This is a genomic window from Candidatus Profftia tarda (assembly GCF_904848675.1).
Classification (GTDB): domain Bacteria; phylum Pseudomonadota; class Gammaproteobacteria; order Enterobacterales; family Enterobacteriaceae; genus Profftia; species Profftia tarda.
The window spans coordinates 53,379-80,141 of the sequence record NZ_LR890047.1 but is presented as its reverse complement, the minus strand read 5'-3'; the positions used below and the strand labels follow the sequence as shown (position 1 = coordinate 80,141).

The window sequence follows — 26,763 nt, the reverse complement described above, 5'->3', positions numbered from 1 at the left end:
TTTTAATTATAATCCTGCATATTCCAATGACTCAATTCTATTGATTTATATCCTATTGCCTGAGTGAATTGATCTATTAGAACCTCTTGCACCTCTTCAAGTTTAACATTACGATTCAGTGCGCTGATTTGTGTCATTTGCATTCCAATACAACCACAGGGATGAATATGACTAAATGGAGTAAGATCCATAGAAATATTTAAAGCTAACCCATGGTATGAACAACCTTTATGGATACTCAGTCCTAATGAACAGATTTTTTGTATACCCACGTAAACTCCTGGAGCATGGATTTTAGTATGACCTTGTATACCAAACTTATCAAGGGTCTTGATGACAGTATTTTCTATAGCTTCTACTAGTTGACGAACAACAAAATTATTACGTTTTAAATCCATAAGAATATACATAACCTGCTGACCAGGACCATGATAAGTAATCTGCCCTCCACGATCACTCTGAATCAGAGGAATATCTTCTGCTGCTAATGTATGTTGAATTTTTCCTGTCTTACCTTGAGTAAATATCGGATAATGTTGGACTAACCAGAGCTCATCTGATGTATTTTTTGTGCGCTGAGACGTAAAAGTGTACATAGCTTGCGATATAGGTGTATATGGCTGCAAGCCTAGCTGACGTAATATGATGTTGTGTTCTTGCAACTTTGATCATCCACAGCAGTAGAATTAAGAAGGTATTACAATGCAATGGACTATCTGCGATAGTCTTATTGAGGACCATAATATAAGAATATTTTTGTAAAATGATTATGAAAATATTTTCATAAAATCAGGTCAACGGTACCAACATTTATAATGTTCATATAAAAAGTATTAATATTTAACTAAAATAAGCATTATTATAACTTAACAGAGCCTAATAATATATTATTATTTATCTGAGTGTTCGAATCAATATATCGTACTGAGAATAATATAATTGTTTTTATCTAATTAAACAGGAGAGAAAAGAAACATTACTATATCTCAGAATTAACATAGTCTGTAAAGAAATACGGATACTATATAATAATATCGCGGGATATATTCTGTAGTTTAACTTCTGTATCTTGTGAATCATTAACAAGATATATAACTGTAGAACATATTAATCTTATCCAGCTTACTTAAAAAAGTGTATTCATATACAGAAAAATAAATACATAAAGTAAAATCTAAATAGGTATTAACTAGTAAAATTATTAGTAGATTAGCGAGATACTGGAACAGTATTATGCTTTACAGGCAACTTGCTATGCTGATAGAGGTATACAGGTATATCAAAATGTAGTTCTAAAGATTTCTGAAATATGTTGTATTCAGGCGCAATAATCGATGCATATCATTAAGCTAATAATATAAACACACTTTGTGTCTTAGTAGGTTATGAGTGCAGATGATTAGTAATCATAAGTTTATCTGTATCTAAGCAAATAATCGTTTAACTGAAATACCTTAACTTCATCAAAAAGGATGATACACCTCTTCTATTTTAACCAAGACCTAATATTTTATAGAAATCTTTCTTGATTTTAACTGACATTATGACGATAAAGACACGCTCTAAAAAATTATTATTTATATAATTTATTTAGTACTAATTTATATTACTCTATTGATTATAGCGTATTCATACAAACATCGTTTTAAGTATATAGTTATTTTTAATTTTTATTACAATACGATAAGCACAATTTTTGAGCGCACTGAGTTGTTTATAAAATGTTTTTACTGTTCTCGATACTATCTACATAAAATATAATTTAACGAAGCTGTATTTAGTTCGGCTACTATATTTAAATTGTGGTAGATAATTAGTAGGCATATGAAACTATACTACTTATAAAATCTGATCTACTAGTGCAGGACGCGCTAAACTTCAACACTATACAAGTAAAATAAAAAGAAAATTATCATAATTTATTTAGTATAATATTCACTATATACTTCATAATTTCACTAACACTGTTATAATGTTCTACACACGAAAAGTGTTTTTATTTCAAATAGAATAACTTAGTTTTATCAATAAAAAGTCAATCTCATTCTAGTATCATAAAATATCATTTCTTTTTTTATTGCTCTTTGGAACATAATATTTTGCAGAAAATATTTGATATATTTATATAACTCCCAGAGCATAATTATTAAATTATCTCTTGTTTACTAGTTAATTTTCCTGGATCATAGTTGTAATAGAAGAACTAATGTTAAAATAAAATTTATTAGGTCGTAATAAGGGAAAAGAACATTTCTATAGACTATATAATATACATCGATATCTTAATTAACAGTAACAATACGAGGCAATAAAAATTAAATATTAATTTTCATAGGTATAATATAAATTTAGTCCTGGATTTACTGATAACAGTATGTTTTTAATAGTGATTCTTAATCAAAATATCACTGTAATTGCTATACCTACAGGGACCTTTTACCTCAAAATACAGATAGTAAAATCATAATTTAAAAATAACTTTATCTAGCAGTGCTACACACAAAATTATTGTGCACGAATTAAACATGAGCAGATGCTTATATATTAAGGCCAGAATTACACCTTCTAAGATTCGTAAATAATACGCATGAAGCTGAGTTAATACTACTAGATCTTTTTAAGAAAAAATATTTTTATTTGATCATAGATGATTGAAGTTGATACAGTTTCTAAAAATAAACGCTATCATAAGTTATACTAATCAATAAACAAACATTTAAGCAGCAAGAATATAGATTAACAAACATGTGATACTTATAACTTTACGTACTATTGATACATGCCTCTAGTGAAAATATTTTTGATAACTTTTATAATAACATATCTATAAATAGAGCAAAGTATATAAGACATTATTGCGTATCATTGATATCATCAATATGATATATAACAGTTATTATATTACTTGGAAAAATTTTCAGGATAGAAAACAATAGATAATTAATAACACATGAATGTTCTCGCGATAATCATTCATTAGAAAGAACGTATTATGCAAATAATTACACTATTTAAATTTGATCCAACTAAATATTATTTTAATGATAGTGTTTAAATTTATCTCAACAAGGAAGCAAAATGCACATATGAGCTCTAAATATATTAATTCAATGATGTTAAAGTTTATATCTGTGATAGAACAGAATAGACATAAACTTATGCAGTGCTATGAATCGGTAATATTCCTGCACACTATATACTTTTTCCGACGATCAATAGAATGCAAGGATGAATAATGAATAAAGCATAACTAATTAATAATATTGCTAAAAAATCTAACTTATCTAAAATAAAATCAAAATTAGCTCTAGAGTCCATACTGAAAATGATTACGGAATTTCTGAAAGTAGGTAATACTGTAGAATTCATTGGTTTCGGTATTTTTAAAGTTAATAATTGTAAGGAGCGTGCCGATCGCAACTCACAGACTGGTATGAGAATTAAAAATTATAGCAGCAAATATACCCGCATTTATTCCTAGTAAAATTAGGAAAGACCTAGTTAGATAAAATACAGATAAATACAGCTTTTCTGTGAAATATATTACCACAGTTTTGTGACTGACTAGTTAGTATAAGTTATAGCAAACTATTTAGTTGCATGTTAGATAGGTTTCGCTGCCACTACGTACAGTTTATATTGTAATATGTTTACAAGAATGCTAAAAATGAGCATAATATAATTGCAATATCAAGAACATGAAATAATATAAAATACTCTAAAAGTTTTGAGCTGAACAGATACGTTAATAAATTGGCTACTAAACATAATTCTAAGAGTAATCATGGCAAGTTTATTTACAAAATATCATACAAAATATAGAATAAGATGCAGATATTACTAAAATAGTATACTGATATAATACGCTCAAATATATTAAAATATTTATTTAGCAAAAATAGCATGTTATGCGTAAATAGCATTACGGGATGCCAATGTAATTATTATATATAAATATTAAGAAGTAAAGAATAATGTTTTTGCAGAAGTTATTCTGTAATACCCTGAGGTACTTGTTCGAGATAATTTAAAAAATCTTTAAATATATCGATTAACAGATGTAATATATCTATATTAATTCATCAACAATGTATAACCGCAGATTAATATTAGTTATTCTATCAATCACAGGGATGATATTACATAATCATGCGCTAATACTTCCAAAAACATGAAAATTTTGTAAAAGTAAATGCAACTTTTTGCTTGATATTGTATAAATATTATGATATATTATGTATAATTTAATTTTTTCATAAATCATTTGCATTATTAACAATGCCGAATAAATAATATAGTTTCTACTACGATATAATTAGGATTATAAATCCAAAATATATATCAATCTAGCAGAAAACATAGAGAAAACCAATAAGTTCTATACATTACACAATATTCCTGGAAATCCCTAAATATGGAGTTAGTTACGGATTTTGTTATAACTCTTATTCTGAATACCAAGTGATTATTCATTACCTATGTCTCTTATAGAATAAATTTAGCATTTTGAAATTAATATCTGATTTTAATTTATACAATTATTGTAAAAGATTATTATTTTTGTACATTTATACATATAATTTTATTACATAGAATATATAGGTTTCCCTATATATTCTGATTATAATCAGAAAAATTATCTTTAACAGTATTTAAATCAGTTCTAAGATATCATCTAGGATCTAAGTTCCATGAGAGATCTCTCTATATTTATTTATCAAATTTCAATGCATTACATTAATTTAAAAAATAAAGATACCTAAAATTTCCAGGAAATACTGCATCACGCTAGATATTCATTAACTGGATTATAAATATTTATATCCATTCATAAAAACCTTCATAATCTACACTCAAAAACACATCTAAAAATATTTAATATATAAAACTTATACTATGAATTGAGATTAATAAGATAGATACTAAAGATATCATTTAGTTTTAAGTAACTAACACTGTATCAAGAAAATAGCTATAAAATTATCCTATTCTTCACAAGATTATACAAGTAATACTTGTCAAGTACATAGAAGCTATATAACAAAGATACAAAGAAATTTAGTATTGCATCAGGAAACAATATGATCTACGGACAGATAGTGATTTTATGCATTTGCTATACATGAAATCTTAGTAGGGACTAAGCAGTCCGCAGCGCAGGAGAAGAAAGATAATGCATAAATTCACTAAATTGCGTGATAAAATAGATGAAATAGATAATAATATAATAGATTTGCTCACTCTCCGTCTACAACTAGCGGCAGATCTTAAAAAAATGAAAAGTTCAAATGAGGTATCTATTTGTTGTCCTAAACATGAAACAGTAATACTATCATCTCTCTGGCAAAAGGCTCAAAATATAGGTATATCACCGGATCTAATAGAAGAAATGTTACGTCTACTGATAAGCGAATCCCATGATTATTCAAATAATACAGGATTAACAAAACTGAATCCTAATTTGCGTCCTATAGTAATTGTCGGAGGGCGCGGTCAGATGGGGTGTCTATTTAAAAAAATGTTAGAAGATTCTGGTTATGAAGTACGCATTTTTGAACAGGAAGATTGGCATAACGCAGAGTTATTATGTGCAGATGCTGGTATGGTTATTGTTAGTGTTACAATACATCGAGCTACACAGGTAATTGCTAATCTACCAAAACTGCCTGTCGATTGCATTCTCGTAGATTTAAGTTCGGTAAAAAAGCAACCATTGCAGGCGATGCTAGCAGCACATATAGGTCCCGTATTGGGCTTACACCCAATGTTTGGCCCAGATGTAGTTAGTTTTAGCAAACAAGTTGTGGTATATTGCGATGGTCGAGAGCCTCATAAGTATCAATGGTTTCTTGATCAGATACAGGCTTGGGGCGCCGAAACATATTTAATTAACCCAGTTGAGCATGATGCATACATGGCATTTATTCAGGCACTTAGACATTTCGCCATTTTTGTATATGGTCTACATCTATCCGAAGAGAACATAAAACTTAGGCAGCTACTTTCCCTATCATCTCCTATTTATCGTCTAGAACTAATAATGGTTGGTCGTTTGTTTGCACAAGATTCGCAACTATATGCAGATATTATCATGTCTTCTGAAAATAACTTAGCACTCATAAAACGCTATTATAAGCGTTTTGGAAAAGCAATCTCATTGCTAGAAAACCATGATAAAGATGCTTTTACTGATAACTTTCAAAGAGTAAAGCAATGGTTTGGAGATTATGCTCAACAATTTCAAGATGAAAGCAGGTATCTGTTATATCAGATACAGAATCGCAGTAAATGAATAAGCAATAAGCATACAAAATTAAATAAAGATCCAAAGGATATAGATGTGCCACTTTAAAGATGGCTTGAGGGTATAATTAATTATTTATTTATTCAGGTAGATCCTGAAATTTTATTTAATAAATTGCTAGAATAATTTATCTTATATAATATCGAAAAGGAATTTCACTAGAAACTATAATATTGATCCTATTTATTAATCAACTTATTTTAATACGAGTATTGTACTTATTGAATAATAATATAAAGATTCTAAAAACATAAGTAAAAAATTTTTTTATATAGATTATGTTTAAGAATAAAAATTTAGTGATCATTATCTATGTCAGCAAAACGCTAATAAGCTCTTCAATCTATTCTAGAAACTTTGCAATAAAATTCTTTTGTAAGTTTTCTAAAACTATATTATTCCTTCTCAGTAACTAGAAATATAATATTAATATCACAAGAATAAAGATATTTACTAAGAAAAATTATATGCGTAATTTAAGAAGCAAACTATATAAATTTTGGTGTGATGTAAAAATTGATGGATAAAATAAAATAATACATACTACTCCTAATATAAAATCATTAGACAAGAGAGTATTATCATAAATTATCTATGCAGCAGATGCTCCAACCAGAGATAATTTAGAGATATTAATATTTACATATGTTATGTTTAATAAATTTATACTTATAAGCTCGTATGTAATCATGCAGGCATTTATTACTACTAAAAAAATATAATAAGATAATATCAATATAAAAAGATAATACCAGATACTATATAATAATATTAAAGCAATAACGATTATAAAATAACATGGATACTCAATAGAATATTTATTCTCTAACTAAAAAAGAAAATAGAACATTATAAGAGGAATAATTTATATAAATATGCTTCTTTCAAACAGTACCTGCAGAGTTCATTAGAGTATGAATAATACATAATGAATTATTTTATAAAGAAAATCTATTGATCCCCCTTTTTTATTATGTTATATACAAACAATATTACTGAACAAGCGCATGTAATATAATGATAATATAAGGATAATGTTTAATATTATCTGCTGACTCTGAGGTTAATATTAACCTCAGGGAAAATTTACTTAATTTTTTAAGATAGGCGACATTAATATTCTAATGCTTTATTAGCAGCAATGTATATAAATATCTCAGATCTGCAACTACAAATTGTTATTTCTTTCTTATTAAACTGGGATTAAATTTTCGCTTGGATAACATCCCAATATTTTTTGTGAACGCGTAATATCTTCTAAAGCTTTTAAAGCAGATTTCATTGCTACGTCGGTTACATTAATCTGCACATCCAAATAAAACATCTCCTCCCAAGGATTACCATTAATAGGACGAGATTCCAGTTTAGTTATAACTATATTGTGTTCACGAAAAACTAATAAAGCCTCAACAAGTGCACCAGACTGTTGTCCAGTTGCCATAATTAATGTAGTTTTAGCTGGAATTTGATGAGTCACCTCAATTGGTTTCTGCGACAAAACAATAAAACGAGTGATATTTTGCTGTTGATTTGCTATTTCTTTTTCTAAAGCATGCAAGCTGTATAGCAATCCTCCAGCTTCGCTACCAAGAGCTGCAGCATTAGGAGAATTAAGTAATGATATTTTTTTCATAGCTGCTGCAGTGCTCTCGCAATATTCAAATTTCCAGGTTGGAAAGGAATTTAGGAACTGACTGCACTGCTGAAATGGTTGGGGATGACTATAAACTGTTTGAATATTCATAAGTTTTGTATCACAGGATACTAAAATGCAGTGCTCTATAGGTATCGTTAATTCCCCTACAATCGATAAGCTAGTATGTTGCAAAAGATCATAAACTTCATTAATAGCACCGGAACTAGTGTTTTCAATAGGCAATATAGCAAAGTCCGCTTGATCAGTTTCAACATGAGTGCAGATATCTTGAAAATTATGACAACTATATTCAATAAGATGCTCGAAATTTCGACTTGCATATTGACGTGCTGCAATATGAGAATAAGAGCCCTTAGGACCAAGAAAAGCGATTCGAGCTGACTGTCTTATGTTATTCAATTTATTCTGCAGTAATGCCTGTTGAGTTAATACAGAATCTTCAATAATAGTCTTAAATAGACGAGTAACATAATAACCATCAAGATTGAGCTCTTTACCTTGCTCTATCAATGAAGCAAGTAACTCACGCTCCCGCTCTTTATCTTTAATAGGATGATTAATTTTTTCTTTGGCATGGGCTACAGCTTCTGCAAGTGAGCGACGCTCGCTCAATAGTGAAATTAATTTGCTATCAATAGCACTAATCTGATTGCGTAATATTAATAATGGGTTATCTAGATTCATATATATCCTTTCTTTACATTGGATATGATTGTGTTATCGCATAGGAATAAAAATGAAAAATTCATATCTATCTTATGGGGATATCATATTTTTTGAATATTTTCAAGGTACGGGCAATACTCTTTACTTTATTAAGATATAGTAAGCGCACGTAGATTATAAAGATTATGTAATAGTTGTGCAGTACTGATCTACATGAATTTACTAGTTCATTTATCTCTGTTATTTTTCTCTTGTCAACTCTACACTAATCTCTTAGCCACATTAGTCAATCATCAAATCATTTATCTATATCTCCTGCATCTTATTTCTTATAGCCTGAATATTGGTAGCTACACTCTTTTTATATTTATGCATCTATATTATCACTAAAATTATATCTTTATCATTAGTGCATTGATAGGTCATCTCCATAAGTTTTTGATACCTCTTGGAAACAGATAACTATATATTATGTTAGATGAATATTGTTATGCAATATAAAAATCTAGATTCACTATATGCATGCAAAATATTTTTGTACTTAAGATATTATTTAATATGTTTATGCATGGCAGTATTTAATAGTAGTGATTTATTAATGACATTTAAATAATAAATACGATTCAGTTTGTGCATTTGAGTAAATTTGAGAAGAATACTATTTTAAAATAGGGTCATAATATATCATGAATACTATCATTCTCTTATTAAGATAAATAACGCTATTATTTTTATTCTGCAAGGCTCAATAAATATAATTTTTATGAATTTCAGATTAACCTTCTTGAAGGCCTAATTTTATGTGTAATTATGGATATGTTACTTTAATGAGATACACTGTAAATAGATGATAGTCTTTCATGAAGCATATATTGTATTAGCTATGTTTCCATAGTAACTCATCATTCTATTTTTAGATGACTATCTAGTATATTCATCATTATGCGACTCTTTAGTCAATGAGTAAGAATAAGATTTAAGAATAAGATTATTGAGTATGAGTGGCACAATACATATACATCAACTAAGTAAACATTTTAATGATTATCAGTAATAACGAGCTGAAGGTCTCTTGAGAAAGGAGAAGACAAGCACTAACAGCATATATATTAATAGTACATTAATAGATCATAACAAAAAATCAAACACCCTGCTAATGTCTCCTTCCCCACAGCACAAGAAGACTCGTGCAGTACTTTACTTCTATTGATTAATAGAAGTAAAGTAGAACTAACAAAATTATTTCTATGGCAGGATTATAAACATCATCTTAATTATATATCATGCTTATTAATACCTAATAATGATCTGATTTATTTCTATTAAATAATAATAATAAAATATCATTATTGTATATATAATTAATATATGCTTATATATGGATTCCAAAATCTAAACAAGAAATCTGGCTATACACCAAATTTAGGTCATGAATCTTGTTTGCTGATTACTGCTTAACATACAAATATCGATTAAAATAATAACTATAGTATCATTAATTCACATGAACTCACATAACTAATAACACAATACAATTTTTCTTTGTGATCAGTGATAAATATAAGATATTATTTCTCAAATTTTCAACAATAATTTAAGTATAAAATCAACTATAATAATACGACTCTTCTATAAGAATTTTATTTACGATCATACTTTATATGATTTTTTTGAACTAGCTTACTCAATTAATTTATTTTAAAACATATGTTATTCACGTTAGGGTAATGAATAATAAATCAAGCAATATACCTTAAGTAGAATATCACTTAAAGTATATGCTTCATGCGGTCGCAAATATCTTGAGCACTTTTATCGATTGAAGAGAGCTGTGATCAAAAATTATTGATCAGTAGTTCAGCAAATTATTTAGCGTAGTTTAAACCTTAGGTATCGTTTAAAACGATACCTAAATTATGCATAGATTACTGATTTATATAGAAAAATAAAAAGTAATCTATTATTCACTGAATAATATACTCTCCTTTTTAACAATAAAACACAATTAAGCATATCAAGACCAAGCAATGATCTTTAAAGATTTATTACAAACAATAATTTATGATATTATGCTTTAATTTATATCTATATATGAAGAGGTTGCACTAGGATTGAAAACATCAAAATATCTAGCAGCATACTCGAACAAATAGAATATTTATACTTACCTCCTCCTAAGAAAATATTTTCATTATACATTATATATGGTATGATTAACAATGTTTAATACTATATCTATTTTAGATAAAATAACAAATTACCACTAAACTGTATGCCTGTTATTTTCTAAGGAGGTACTACAAAATTATTGTCAATAAAAGCTAATGAATTTATTAAAATTAGTGTGATAACTCTTATCTATTTTGAATAGCACCAGGCATTCTTCTTGATATAATAAGAGGCAATATTGATTACAGCAGTTCTGCATTAGATGATAGAATGTTAAAGAAGTAGACAAGAAGTACTACTAGGATGATTTTATGATAATTGAAACTAAAAACTATGAACAAAATATTTTTCTATTAAATAGTTATGTAATATATTTTGTGGAGTCAATGGTCACCTATCTAGTTAACATGTATTCACTTATTCGTTTTAAAAAATAAATTAAGAATAAAATAAATTATTAAATATCCTAAATAACTCATGCAAATGATAGCTATTTTCTCTAATGAACTTGGATAGTAACAATTTCCATATTTTATCTGCAATTTTTACAAACCTTGCATAAATTTTATAAAATAGTGTATTACTTATAATAAATATCTAGAATCAAAATGATCATCTGAATTATTAAGCATAAAAAATGATAGATAGATATAGTATGCCCGTTAATTTTGAGGGTATTATACTGTCATCAAAGAAATAATATGCTCAGATCCTCAGTAACACCTCGTTGTATATTTTGACCCCAAAGTTAAGAAAATAAAAATTAAAGAAAAACACATGGTAAAACAACTAGAACTAACATCAAAAGTGATGGAATCACAGTTTGGTCATCGTCTAGATCGGGCGTTAACCAAACTATTTCCTAGTTATTCACGATCTATTATTAAAAAATTAATATTGGATGAACGCATAAAAATCAACGGAAAAATTATAGTAAAGCCCCAAAAAAAAGTAGTAGGTGGAGAAGAAATTATTATTAATACAGTAATTCAAAATAATTCGCCTAAGATACAAAATATTCCTTTAAATATCGTTTATGAAGATAGTGATATTCTAGTCATTAATAAACAATCTAATTTTGTTGTACATCCAGGTGCTGGCAATCCTGATGGCACTATGCTAAACGCACTACTATATTACTATCCAGCAATTATTAACGTACCAAGAGCAGGTATTGTACATCGATTAGATAAAAATACCACGGGTTTAATGGTAGTGGCAAAAACTATTATTGCTCATATTAATTTAGTGAAAGCTTTAAAGAATTTTGAGATTACGCGTGAATATGAAGCCATAGCAATTGGTAGAATCATAGTAGATGGGATAATATCCCATCCTATTTCTCGTCATTCTATAAAACGTACGCAAATGACCGTGAACCCCATCGGTAGATCAGCTATAACTTACTATCGAATTCTAGAACAGTTCGGTATGCATACACGATTGCGTTTGCGTTTGAAAACTGGACGTACTCATCAAATACGCGTGCATCTCGCACATATAGGATACCCACTAGTAGGGGATTGTATATACTTCTGTAATCCACGCATACCTAGAGGGGTATCCAAAAATATCATGCCTTACTTAGTTAATTTTAAACGTCAGGCGCTGCATTCAATAATTCTTCGCCTAAACCATCCTATTACTGGTATTAAAATGGAATGGTTTGCACCATTACCTCACGACATGCTTGAATTGACTAGAGCGCTTCGTGCTGACACGGTATCATCGCAAGATAAAATTATGGAGAAGTGATTTCTTCTTCCTTTTAGGAGATTTTTTTAATCTTTCTAAACATCTCTTTCTATTAACAACATATGAGGAAATAAAGTGATTTTATTGTAATAATATTACATATTTCCATTCATTTTATCTCCGAATTACCTTATAAAACTCAGGATATATTAATACCTGATATTAGAAGAAGAAATATTTGCTATTATTTCTCAATTACTAAAAAGATAATCTAACATAAATATAATTTTACACAATATTTCTGAATCAGGAATTATATACTAGCTAATCCTTAATAATAAAGGATTTAAAAATAAACATACAGTATTATAATATATATTATAAAATAATAAGCTCTTCTTTAAAGAGTATTATTAATATTATTACTAATAATTATATTTTTAGTCATATCTCTAATCTACACAGATAAAATTAGAACAAAGTATTAACCTAATCAACTATATGATAAGAGGTCTAAATCTTATACTATTGATATGTAGTATATGTATATTGTAGGAGCATAGAGAAAAATTTAATATTTCATGAAATAACCAAAATCTTAGTATGATAATAATGTAGAGTATAATAATTTATATATTATTTAATATTTAATTAATTTGGGCTGATTAAATTAGCTGATGCTTGTAATAATTGACCTATTTAATTATTATATTTACTAAAAATTAATGATTAACTAAAATTCTACACCTCTAGAATTAAACTGTTTTAATTAATGAGCACTTATTATATCTTTGCCAAAGAGCAGTTCATCTCATTGATATAATTTTAATAGCATAAAGTTGTATTGTATTCTGTATTTCCTGACATTAATCTTAGCAAGATTTTTAAGCACAAGAAGAAAGGTGGAAGATAATATTTATATAGTAATTATTACTTTTATACTAAAAGCGTTGACATTCAATTATATTGATAATACATAAATAAATAATATCTCTTCTATTGAGTAATCAATATATAATAGTACTATAGAAATATAGGATCATATTATATGCTAGCATTCTTAAAAAGATTTAATTATATCACATATCTCCACTTACATATGATAAAGATTTAAATATCTTTATGCTTAAAGATATTTAAATACAGCAATATTACTCTATTTCGCTGTTTAATGAAATTAATATCTCAATACTGATCCGAGGGGGCTGATAATAAAGAATATTTCCTGAAGGGTTTAATAATGCAAAATATTCCTACATCGCCTTCTAGAATCTGAAAATATGCAAATAAAAGAGATAAGGCATGTTTCCATAAAATATTCCGTTAAATACTAACAATGATACGTTAGATATAAAATACTCTCATTATTTTAAAAGATAATTAATCGATTAATATTTTGGTTTCTGTATTGCTCTACCTGAAAAAGAAGATTTTTACATAAAGGAACTATGTTCGACTACTAAGGTGATCAAATGAACTTCTTGCTAGATCAAGAGAACTAAAATAATAAGTTTATTTACTTCTATCAAACTTATATTTTATAAAAATCAGTATAGAGGCGTGAATGTAGATTCAGTATTAAATTATAACATACATGCTTTCTTTTTTTAAAAGAGAGATATTAAATTAAATTTAATTATAATATAAAACAGAAATGTCATTATAGTAGTTTCTAATTGATAACAACTATAACAAAAGCACTTATTCCTTTCTTAATATTTATCATTTGATTAGCAAATTATTATAGAACAAATTACGCCAGAAATGGAGTGGCTATTCTAATAATAATTTTATGCAATCGTTCTCTAACATAAGGTATGTCAAAGAATTTTTTTAGGAAAATTCTAGCTATCAATAGCAAAATAGTTTATTATATTATTGCATATTTAATGAGTATTAATAATATCTAATTAAGATATTGAATCACAAAATAAATATCCAAAAAATTTTGGAATACAAACCCTAAATCTTAGCTAGGATTTTATATGGCAGGGGCGGGGAGATTCGAACTCACGACACCCGGTTTTGGAGACCGATGCTCTACCAACTGAGCTACGCCCCTAAATAATTTCCTAAATTAATTCTTATATATTAAATTTATTTTCCCTAAAAAGATCAAGAACAGCATAAAGTTATGCTATGATCTGCTGTTTATAATAACAAGGTTATTTGCTATTTATGACATCTCTTGCAAATATATTAGGATAATATCCTCGTACTAAAACAATAATAGTCCTAATAATCATCTTGTACAACAAGGTTGTATATAATATACTTGACAGTATATAATAATTAATTATTTATGAACAGTAGTTATCTTTTTTATACTGTAATAAATATTATGATATTTTCCGACATTTTAAAAATACAACAGATACTATCTGGTGTTTCTTTTAAGACTAAGATACATGCTATCTTAAAGAGTATTAGTTTGTAATAAAATTATAATAGTATTGATCATAAAAGTAAGTATTATCAAGCATTAAAATAGTGAAGATTCCATCTCTTTTCTCTCAAATTAAATATAAAAAGTCATATAATGCATGCTAAATTGCAAGAAACTGTCTGATTTTACTTAAAAAGAAATAGTAGAATGCTATTCCTTTATCTATTCATTTGCTTCTCTAATATTATGTTACGCACAAAAATAGATGCAAGAGTCTTTACTAAATCTGTCGCTATCTTATTACTTATTCAAACAAATAAAAAACAAAGTCATCATGTTTCCTAACAAGATCATCTCTCTGATTTATTAAAAGTAGTTTTTTAAAAAATTTACAGATAATGTACATTTTTAACTAAGAAAATATCAAATTTTATTGTAAGACATAACATATTATGTATATCTTTTACAAAAATTATTTATAGCTGATAAATGAGTACAGAGCTAAAATATCCTAAAAATATATAAGGAGTTAAATAAGAACTGTACTTCTGTCATAGCAGATAATATCTCAAGAAGATATCCATCTAATAAGAAATAAAAATTTTTTATTATATTTATTAGTTAAATCAACATGTATTGAAAATACAAAATAATATAATGTTTTAATAAATATTTTAGTATAAATATGATTTCTTTCTTTAAGAAAGACAAAAAATACTTACTAGGCATATTTTAGACATATTTATTATAAATTGGAGAAATAAAATGCGTCAACCATTAGTTGTAGGAAACTGGAAACTAAATGGCAACCACCAAATGGTTAACCAGCTCATCCTCGAGCTACGTCAAGAGCTAATAGGAGTAGATTGTAATGTTGCTATTGCTCCTCCTACTGTGTATTTAGACCAGGCTGCGGATAACCTGTCTGGTTCTTGTATCGCATTGGGGGCTCAGGATGTTGATATCAATAAAACAGGTGCTTTCACCGGTGAAACTTCAGCTCATATGCTAAAAGATATTGGTGTTAAATATATTATTATAGGTCATTCAGAACGACGCACTTTCCATAAGGAAAGTGATAGTTTAATTGCAGAGAAATTTATAGCAGTTAAAGAAGCAGGATTGATCCCTATTATGTGTATTGGTGAAACAGAAGCGGAAAAAAATGCAGGAGATACTCAAGTAGTATGCAAACGACAGTTAGATGTAGTCTTAAAAAACGTGGACGTTTCTTGCATGCTTGAAAGTGCTGTTATCGCATATGAACCAGTATGGGCAATTGGTACTGGTACATCAGCTACACCAAACCAAGCGCAATTTATGCATAAATTCATCCGTGAGCATATTGCTCAATACAGTTATGAAGCAGCCAACAAAGTTATAATACAGTACGGTGGTTCTGTGAATTCCGCCAATGCTACTAAACTATTTGCTCAGCCAGATATTGATGGAGCACTGGTTGGAGGTGCATCTTTACAGGCGAAGAACTTTGCCATGATCGTTAAAGCTGCATCTAAAAATAATATGACGTCATTATAATATTCTGTATCTTTTGCATGCAAAAGAGAACATTTATGTATTTAGAGCTTAACTTAAATTATCCTGAGGATATATTATTTTGTTCATTAAACTTTTAGACATTACACAACATGTACTATAGTAAACTAATTAATAATAACGTTACTTTAAGAGAGATTTATCGTGAAGGATACACTATTTTAATATAAACGTATCTCCTTCAAGCTTGGATACAACATTGATAATGTTAATTGCAATGAACACTATTAACTACAGCCACTCTGATTTATCAGATAATTTTCTAATAGCTATTAAAGCTAATATTACAAAACAAAGCAAGAGCTAGATTAAATACTGACTTAATATCATGCAGGTTAATACTTCAAAATATACTTATATTTAATAAATAATATTTATTTTTTATGATACATTATTAGCAAATACAACTACAGCCCTATTTATAGATATAACAAACATTATTCAAGATGCTTATTTATCCTCAATAAATAGCTCTTTTAATATAGAATAATTTACATTGTGTGCAGAATGTAAATTTTACAACAAATCATGTTTGCTATAAATTAATACTGTATGCTGTCTACCTATAGAAGATGTCAATTAAGTAATACGCTACCCTAACAGAAAGTTAGTTAGTATATATTTAAAGATAAGTGGATTAATCTATTATATATAATTGTTACGAACAATTTATCTATCTAATCTATATAGTATACATATAAATGGTATGACATCTTAGATTTCTATAATCATATCAATAAAATTGATCTAATAACAAGCATATAAGTTATAAATAGGCTTAATTAGTTGTTCTACAATTAATGAATATGTAGAGCGTTTTTAAAAGTTTATAACTGCGTTATGTGCATCAAAGAGAGTAATATGTAAATGAAACATATCAAATGAAAGACATATATAGATTACAAAAAATATTCAGAACCATATGTAAAGATATTTTTAGACTAACATAATACGGAAAATACTAATAATTTTTATCAAAGTGTGCCTTATGAATGGCAAGATGCATGATGTCTTTAAATTCAATGCAGTATAATAAATACAGAGGGATCTCTGATACAATATATTCGATATGATTAATCGTATTATTACCAATAATTCTCACTAGTAATATGCCCAGGCCTACTTCGTAGGTTCTTAGACATTCCACGAGTTTCTTGAAGCAATTGTTGGGTGTCACGAACCATTTGCGGATTACCACAGAGCATGACATGACTATCTAACTTGTCAATTGTTAATCCCACCGAAGATTCTAAAGCACCATTTTGAATAAGAGTAGGCACTCGTCCTGGTAAATCTTTTAGAAGATTACCTCGACTTATAACACACTGGAAATGTAATTTACCATGATATCTTTTCTGAAGATTTTGCATTAATGGAAGATAGCTTAAATCTTCAGCAAAACGAACTGCATGAACCAATACAATATTTTCAAAGCGCTGGAGATCTTTTCCTTCTTGTAAAATAGATAAATATGGTCCGATGCCAGTACCAGTAGCTAGCATCCACAGATTTTTAGAATCAGGAACTTCTTCAAGCACGAAAAATCCAGCAGCATCCTTGCTAATCTGTAAAGTATCATTGATCTTTATAGTACGTAAGCGAGTACTTAGTGTACCGTTATTTACAGCTACAATATAAAATTCTAATTTAATACTGCTAGGAGCATTTACATAAGAGTAAGCTCTCTGAACTCGTTTTCCATCTATAACTAAAGATATTTTAGCAAACTGCCCAGCTTTAAACTGATTTATAGGTGCTTCTACTATAATGCTGAACAAATGATGGGTCCAGTGTCTCACTTGAGTAATGATGCCTGTTACTGATTCTGACATAATTAAAACTCCGGATAATATGATATGTGCGGCCACAATATTATAATTATGTCCACGACATAACATAAGATTCTATCTTATTATAAATAAGCATATCTAATGTAATTATTAAACAGTTAAATTACGCATGTAGTTTATTATGACAAGAATCATGCGCTTTTTTGAATCGAAAGAACGTTATCTAATTCATCTATCGCACATTATCAAATGTTCTTACCTTTTCTTAAGTGTGGCATAACATATTAATATATGATCTGTGGATATGGTATAAGTATCTGTTGTATATATCTTTAAAAATGTATTTAATGAATGAATATTTCAAAATAATTTTATGATGTACATGTAATGTCATATCTTTAGACTTGTAATCTAGGAGATTATTTTATGATCTTGGTTATAATAATATAACTATTTGTATCATTATAGAGCTATTACCTAGTTTTTTGTCTATTGCTTAATATTATAGCCTATTTATAGCAGACAGAATATATAGTTAGACTACATATTATTAATATTCAACAATAATATTATGAGTCTTATAATAGATTATTTAATATTTGGTCTAAGATAACCTTAAACCCTTTAGAAGAAGCGTAATAACATTGATTGTCTTCACTATGCAAATACGTATACAATGTTACACGACTGAGTAGATCGTCAAGAGCTTAAATATTTATCACATAATTCATAGAGGTACATAGTAGAACTATTAAACTAATAACACAATTGCAGTATGTTAATTATGAAGATTCATATTGTAATAACCCTAAAACAATTTTATTCAACTAAAGACCCCATCTGTAAATCCACTTTATTGATTAACAAAATATATATATTATTATAAATTTTGGGTACATTTGGAAATGTTTAATCTAAAATATCATTTATGCAAATAACTAAAGAATAATATGATTTATTTTTCAATATCTTATAAAATACTCATGACATGATTTTTCATTAATATTTAGCTTAACCTGATTAATTTTTATCTAATTAGTTTTTTATGCTTTAGAGCTACTCTATGAATCTATACATTTACCTCTTCCTTTATTATCAAAAATCATTTTAGTACATTTCTGTATATATCAATAATTTTACAACCATAGTACTATACAGTTATGTAAGGTTTTTGTTTTAGAAGTATCAATATAGATAATTGCATATAGAGATATAAGTAAAGCACTAAACAAAAATAGAAAAATCATATCTTGCAAAATTTTTTCGTGATTAATCTATTGGCTAACTATACTCTTCATGGAAGATTCTATATATTATATAATAATCTTAAAATATTTAATCTCATAAAACTTTAAATCTATTTCATTTGTGATATCTAAATTATTTTGATATATTTATCTTATACCTTACCGATAAACAAATACTTCAGATTGATCTATCAGCCGCTATATTTTACAAATATCATTATTATTTCTCAATAAATATGAGAGACATATTGCATACAGTCTCTGTATTAACCCCTTCTAGATGCATAATAACTGTATTATAAATATATATTTTATCAATCCAACAGATGATATGATTGCTCTCTTTCTCTAAGGATGCGATTTTTTACTAGAAGATATACTAGAGTAACAAGAATCAATTATCTTATTGCATATTCTATGAGGGTATTTTAATTTTTAATCTTTATAATATTAATATAAATCTTAATTTTATAAAGATTTATAATTTTGAGCAAATGAAATAATTTTAATAAAGGATGGGATAGATTCATTTATGATTAATACATTTATTCTCTTTAATCCATTTACTTGCATCACTTTAAAGTTGACATCTCAATACGAACAGATTAGCTTATGCAAGCTATATTTTTAATAATAGAGTAGATATTATTTCTACTTTATAAAAATTGATTTTATTGAATTTAAAATATGAATAATTATCAATACAGAATGCATGCAATATTATTTTAAAAATATTTTATCAGGAATACTACTCCAGATAAACAACAAATAGGAGATTATGAATCAGCAAAAACGCAAGTACATTCTGGAGAGGTTACACCGCAACAATCCTCATCCCGCAACAACGCTAATATATGCTAGTCATTTCGAATTACTTATTTCCGTATTATTATCAGCTCAGACCACTGATAACAAAGTTAATAAAGCCACGGCACGTCTTTATCAGGTTGCAAATACGCCAAGTGATTTTCTCGCACTTGGAATCGAAGGTATAAAAGAGTATATTAAAATCCTAGGGCTATATAATCGCAAAGCAAAAAATATTATAAAAACGTGTCGTATACTTCTTGACAAATATAATGGAATAATTCCGGAAAATAGAGCAGCACTAGAATCGCTACCTGGTGTAGGCAGGAAAACAGCAAACGTAGTTCTAAACACTGCCTTTCATTGGCCTACCATTGCCGTAGATACACACGTTTTTCGCATATGCAATCGTACAGGATTTGCGCCTGCTGAAAATGTTTTTGCAGTGGAAAATAAATTACTCAAGTTAGTACCAAAGAAGTTTCAAGATAACTGCCATAACTTGCTAGTCATGCACGGACGATACACTTGTGTTGCACGCAAGCCACACTGCAATGCTTGTGTTATAGAAGATTTATGTGAATTTAAAAAAAAGTTTTTCTATATCATAATATGAATTGACATCACTCATTCATGATTAAGTAGATTCTCTCTGGATTTCAGATTAAGATTACATAGAAAATTATTAGGTATGCCTAATAACATACCACAACAGTGCTGTCAATAACGACTAATATCTAAAAATATAATTATAAAATATCTCTTTATGTGACAAAATATTACATTACCTATGAAGACTTTTAATGAACACATGTTGTGTCTGATCTCTCTTTTAAAGAAAACTTTTGGTACTTCTTAAGATGAACTAGTATCTCTTATGAGAACTAATGAGTAGCACATAACTTAATTTAGTAAAATTAGAATAATTAAAACATTTATCATTTCAAGAATATCTGCCTTTATAACCGTTATGATTATAAAATATAATAAGTATACAGACCCAAAACTTTTAGTATTTTTCTATTTGATCAATATATAGATAATTTCTCTGCTTGCTATGTTACGTTAAAAATTATGTGTATTACTGAGTAATTACTGACAGTACATGCAAACTGAAGCTATTAATATAAATTAGTTACAGAAAAGACTGTAGGAGAGCATTATACTTATCCAGATATATAAATATTCTGATTTAGTATTAGCATCAAAATAAAGTCTGATATCAGCGCGATTAACTTTATAGGCATGATTATCATCCGATTTATTTGTAATCTACATACATCACCAAAAGAATGATAATGTGAATTATCAGTATGTTTAGTAAGTAACCTTTCTAAGTTTTAGGTCATGCATCTTATTCTAAGAATGGTAATTAATCATATTGTCAAAATGCAATACATAAATATATTATAATTCTATAATAAAATATAATTTGATAATTATCTTAATTTTGATTTAAATAAAAATTATGCAATATTTATTCAGATACAACAAAACGAAAAAATAAAACGAATAAAACTATCTCCTGGCAGCATAGATACCTATAAGGAGTGGACTATTAATGATTATAATAATTTATTAATATTCAGCAAACATACTTATATTGCTGTTATCAATTTTTATATATTTATATTTATCATCTCTATCACCTATGCAACATAATACATGCTTGCTCACAACATTCTCTTTATTATAAAATACAGTAATTAATGATATGGTAATAATCTTAATTATATTAGAAGAAAGAAAAGCATAATAATATATCTTATAATATTATAACTATAATATTTTATGTGAAATAAAAATATTATCAGAAAGATAATCTTGAACTGACTGCTTCAGCTAGTAACTCTAGTAAAGTTTCAGTATCTTTCCAGCTCAGACAAGGATCTGTAATTGACTGGCCATAAGTCATAGGACTACCTAAGATATTTTTTTGTGCTCCTTCGACTAAAAAGCTTTCTGCCATGATCCCTACAATAGCTTCAGAACCATCACAAATTTGTTGCCCGATATTAGCGGCCACTTCAAGTTGACGACGGTGCATTTTTTGGCAATTACCATGACTAAAGTCAATTACCATGTGTTCAGGCAAATCAAATTCACGCAAGCTATCGCAGGCACTTGCGATATCATGGGCATGATAGTTTGGGATTTTGCCACCACGCATAATAATATGACCGTAAGGATTTCCTTTAGTTTGATAGATTGTCATACGACCATCTTGATCCGGAGATAAAAAGATATGGCTAGATCTTGCTGCACGAATTGCATCAATTGCAATTCTTGTATTGCCATCAGTACCATTCTTGAAGCCCACAGGGCAGGCTAGAGAAGATGCCATTTCACGATGGATCTGACTTTCAGTAGTACGCGCTCCTATAGCACCCCAACTGACTAAGTCGGATATATATAAACCAGTTACCATATCCAAAAACTCGGTTGCAGCTGGTACACCTAATTCATTTACTTTCAATAGCAGTTCACGAGCTAAACGAATACCGTGATTAACCCGGTACGATTCATTTAGATCAGGATCGGACATTAGTCCTTTCCAGCCAATTACCGTACGTGGCTTTTCGAAATATGTGCGCATTACAATTTCTAGACTATCGTGATATTTGTCACGCATTACTGCTAAACGCTCGGCATAGTCAACGGCAGCATTGACATCATGTATTGAACAAGGACCAACAATAACCAGAAGGTGCTTATCGTAACCACAGAGTATTTGTTCAATTCTTTTGCGTGATTCACTCACATTTTTTTTAACTTGTGATATCACAGGAAGTTCTTGTTCTAGTTCTTGAGGAGTCACAAGTCTTTCGATACGCGTGTTTCGTATTTCATTATTTGTATGCATAACTATCTCTAAATCTTTTTTTTTATCACATTATAAGGGAGGATAACCAAAATTATAACAATCACAATAAAAGGTAAATATGCGAATTCATAGTGATTTATTATAGAGGGTATGACGTAACATTTTTGCTGATGCAGTATTTGAATAGCAATTTTTGTACTATATAAATATGATCATATCATTTCTTCTCCTAATTGTTATGTCTTATACCTAAGTCATCTTTAATCTTTTAAAAGAAATCATAAGTAGTTGTACTATAATTATTAAACGTTATAGTATATATTCGTGCAAATCAGAACTTGCGTATATATTATTTAATATATCAAATATTTCCTAGTATTTCTTTGCTTTATTTTATATAGATACTCCCTTAAAATAATAAGAGCATATACTTTATGAGAATATATTGAGAAATATTTTTCTGTAATTTTACAAAATAACCTTGACGTTTTATTCCTTATGACTTTTTGATTGAAGATGGAGCATATCTAAAATTGCATTAACTATAGATAGATTATATCTAATATATCACATAAATTCATCTCAACTAGAATTTAAACAAATCTTTATCAAATCAATGGATCTAACTGCGATAGAGTGCAGATATTAATAAAATAGAACAATACCTTTGATACAAGGTAAGAGATTGAAAATATATCTCATATGATCTCGGTCAATATATGAGCAAATATTTCAAGAAAATCAATTATATTACATAGCACTTAATTAATCAGTAGCTTTATCAAAAAAATATTTCTATAGATAACTAAAGCTTTAACGTTTTCTATATTTATTAGATTAGCAAGATGACTAGCCGAGACAAAAATAATTTATTTTGAAAATATTTTAAAGTTCACTAAATAAAGTATAAGAATTTTAAAAACAATAAATTTCGATAAATTTTTTGAAAAATTTGAGAACATATCTAACTGTGAAGCCAAGCTGCGACAGCTGTTTATCATATTGATGATATTGTCAATACTAATAAAATCGATAATTGTATTTGAATACTAAATACACAATTATTGCAATTGTTGTAGATATTCAATATACCTGCATATTAACGATCCTGGTTTACATGGATATATATAGTAGATTTATTTAAATAATCTTCTGGCAAGATTATTTTATGTCCCAAGAACTTGCTCTATTTTTTAAAATATTATATAAAAATTTATGCATCATCTTAAGATATGTCATCATATCAATAAAGTAACACTATTATATATTATAATATAGTGAATTCACTACAATATTAACCACATTAAATAATTATTTAATGTCTATAAAATACAAAAATTTGCAAAATAAAATATTAAAGATCAAAAACACATTTGGCATAATATTTTGGTATAAGATGCTTCATCTATATTATTGTAATATAGATAAAATATTGACAGACTTTAGAGTGTTATATTATTTCTAATTATTATTTTGATATCCTTTTTAGGAGATCCTTAATAAGGTTAAAATATTTAAAGTGAATAGCAAAAATTATTTTTCGGTAACCTATCGGCGGTAATCAATATAATTTTTCTACACTTGCATGATTTATAAGGAATGCTTTATTCTGCTTGTTTATTATTAGATGTAGTTTTAACTTTGGTTAAATGATCTTCCAGAATAGCAAGACGCTTTTCTATAGATGCTAATTTTTCTCTATTTCTAAGCAGAATTTTAGTCTGAAGATCAAATTCTTCACGATTTACTAGATTCATACGATGAAACTGTGCTTGCAGAATGCGAAGAATCTTATTTTCTAAATTATCCCCAATATTACGCAATCCTTTAGGTATAGCATCATGAACCTGACGGGCAATCTGTTCAATTTTTTTTGAATTAATCATATCTTATCTCTTAATTAGTAATAATTTATTATATTTTACATACTTTATTTAAATAACATAACAAAATAGCGTTCAATATTAATTGAATATATTATATATTAACACATACAAAGGTAATACTATACGATCTATAAAGCTAGAGAATAATATTCATCCATATTATCCATCACAAAAGAGACGCTCTATAAATTAAATCTAGAATTTTATTAAAACAGAACGTCAATCACGACAAAAGTAGAATAGGTTATTATATTGTTCTGGAAAAAGCTTGCCGAAAAACTTCATGTAAGATATTAATTTATATTAATTAGTTAAACATTAAAACAAGATAGAAGATAAATTATTTTAGCGCGCTTTAAATAGGCTCTCAGAATCATAGTTTATCTAAAAATATTTTATTACTGGATCTACTTTATTTTTTAGTATTATTATCGTACAGTATGTTATAAATATTATTTTACTAAAATAGTGATAACGATCATATATCTCAAAGCTATTTCGTAAAAGTATAGTAAATAAACAAAATGGATCACCGAATGATCATAATATTTCTATCTTTAGATCTTCTCGTATTCTTCCTAGCACTAAATAGTTAATAGAATCTTTCTAAGATAGAAGATCTTATATAGATCTAAAATAATGTTTAGATTAATACAATAGATAATATTATTATCTCCTGTCATTATAGTGCTACCTTCAGATAGATATTGCTACAGTTTTTATCATAAATCCATAAGAAAATTAATTTATTTTTCTAGTTATTATTATCTATACATGAATGATGCATTTCATAATGATTAATTTATGTCAGTTACTTACTAGCAGTAATCTACTAAAAAAGACCATATCTATCCTCAATTGTACTGTAATACTATTTAAATTATCCAATAATAATCTTGCTATAATAAAACGTACACCTCAGGTAATTTTATTTGCTAATAAATACAATCGTTCCGTTGATACCATCAAATTTTTAGTATCATATTGTTGCTATACGACACCCAGATTAACTAATTAATAATATCTATGAAAAAAATATATTTAAGAAATCATTTTATATATACCTTTGTACATAAATATATATAACACAATCAATGCATTCTTTTCTTGAATATACAATCTTTAACAAATTACGAACTATAATGTAATAATAAAATAGCTTTTTATTTTTTGATAAAACAAGAGGAATTATATTCTATTAAAATGTAATGTTATTATAAAATATAATTTTATATTTCGTGTATTAGCGATTTTCTAGTTGAAATCTCAATCTTTTTACAACTCTTTAGAATTTAATATGATTAACTCTGCTTTTAATATATTTGGCTCTACTAATTATAAATAACTATTGTACATTTACAAAATATAGATTCTTTTATATAAAGATTATAAATCAAAGTAGATAAAAATAAATTATTTTATTACATAATTTATGTAAACTATTTAATTGATTTTAAAAACTTATACTTAAATAAATAATAAGGTCTTTTATATAAGACGCCTCGCAGTTACTTATTTACTCTATATCCTAAGAGTATTATGAATAGCATTTAATAAAGCTAAAATAATTACTATGATATTTAGCACGATAGATAAATCAAGACTGATAAAAAATATACCAAAAGATTATCTTTTACCGAAAAGATTATAACCAAATTCAGCATCAAGGTGTACTGCATTAAGTGCTATAGTTAAGCCAAGTCATAGAAGATAAGACATCTTTAATATGAAATTACTTAATTCTATAATTATAAACTATTAATTAATCTCAATCT

Annotated in this window: 10 protein-coding genes and 1 tRNA gene; 5 read left to right on the top strand and 6 right to left on the bottom strand. The window is 27.5% G+C overall.

Annotated features, from left to right (window positions below):
- Positions 1-2: 2 nt before the first annotated feature.
- Entirely contained in the window at positions 3-662 is a 660-nt protein-coding gene (gene lipB, locus KTT71_RS00185; RefSeq protein WP_216782482.1) for a lipoyl(octanoyl) transferase LipB, read from the bottom strand.
- A gap of 2,591 nt (positions 663-3,253) precedes the next feature.
- Between lipB and KTT71_RS00180 the strand changes: the two genes are divergently transcribed.
- On the top strand, positions 3,254-3,481 hold the full coding sequence (locus tag KTT71_RS00180; protein ID WP_420885583.1) for an HU family DNA-binding protein: 228 nt from the start codon (positions 3,254-3,256) through the stop codon (positions 3,479-3,481).
- Between the two features lie 1,689 nt (positions 3,482-5,170).
- A complete protein-coding gene (gene tyrA, locus KTT71_RS00175) occupies positions 5,171-6,292 on the top strand; it encodes a bifunctional chorismate mutase/prephenate dehydrogenase (RefSeq protein WP_216782715.1) in 1,122 nt (373 codons plus the stop codon).
- A gap of 1,204 nt (positions 6,293-7,496) precedes the next feature.
- Here tyrA and pheA read toward each other — a convergent pair.
- Positions 7,497-8,645 (bottom strand): bifunctional chorismate mutase/prephenate dehydratase, encoded by a 1,149-nt coding sequence (gene pheA / locus KTT71_RS00170; RefSeq protein ID WP_216782481.1) that lies wholly within the window; start codon positions 8,643-8,645, stop codon positions 7,497-7,499.
- Positions 8,646-11,573: 2,928 nt separating this feature from the next.
- On the opposite strand from pheA, the gene rluD reads away from it, so the two are divergent.
- Positions 11,574-12,551: a 23S rRNA pseudouridine(1911/1915/1917) synthase RluD gene (rluD, locus tag KTT71_RS00165; protein WP_216782480.1), complete on the top strand. Its 978-nt coding sequence runs from the start codon at positions 11,574-11,576 to the stop codon at positions 12,549-12,551.
- A gap of 1,926 nt (positions 12,552-14,477) precedes the next feature.
- Here rluD and KTT71_RS00160 read toward each other — a convergent pair.
- Positions 14,478-14,553: transfer RNA gene (locus KTT71_RS00160), tRNA-Trp, on the bottom strand.
- A 1,089-nt stretch (positions 14,554-15,642) separates the two neighbouring features.
- On the opposite strand from KTT71_RS00160, the gene tpiA reads away from it, so the two are divergent.
- Positions 15,643-16,416, top strand: a complete 774-nt coding sequence (gene tpiA / locus KTT71_RS00155; RefSeq protein WP_216782479.1) for a triose-phosphate isomerase — start codon at positions 15,643-15,645, stop codon at positions 16,414-16,416.
- A 1,103-nt stretch (positions 16,417-17,519) separates the two neighbouring features.
- Here tpiA and fpr read toward each other — a convergent pair.
- Complete coding sequence (gene fpr / locus KTT71_RS00150; RefSeq protein ID WP_216782477.1) at positions 17,520-18,266, bottom strand: ferredoxin--NADP(+) reductase; 747 nt, start codon at positions 18,264-18,266, stop codon at positions 17,520-17,522.
- 1,983 nt (positions 18,267-20,249) lie between these two features.
- Here fpr and nth point away from each other — a divergent pair.
- Positions 20,250-20,894, top strand: a complete 645-nt coding sequence (gene nth / locus KTT71_RS00145) for an endonuclease III (RefSeq protein WP_216782476.1) — start codon at positions 20,250-20,252, stop codon at positions 20,892-20,894.
- A 1,194-nt stretch (positions 20,895-22,088) separates the two neighbouring features.
- On the opposite strand, the gene KTT71_RS00140 is transcribed toward nth, so the two are convergent.
- Together KTT71_RS00140 and ubiK are read right to left on the bottom strand one after the other, a co-directional pair.
- Positions 22,089-23,141 carry a 3-deoxy-7-phosphoheptulonate synthase gene (locus KTT71_RS00140; RefSeq protein ID WP_216782474.1) on the bottom strand — a complete coding sequence of 351 codons (1,053 nt, stop codon included), beginning with the start codon at positions 23,139-23,141 and terminating at the stop codon, positions 22,089-22,091.
- A 1,565-nt stretch (positions 23,142-24,706) separates the two neighbouring features.
- Entirely contained in the window at positions 24,707-24,988 is a 282-nt protein-coding gene (ubiK, locus tag KTT71_RS00135) for a ubiquinone biosynthesis accessory factor UbiK (RefSeq protein WP_216782473.1), read from the bottom strand.
- Positions 24,989-26,763 lie beyond the last annotated feature (1,775 nt).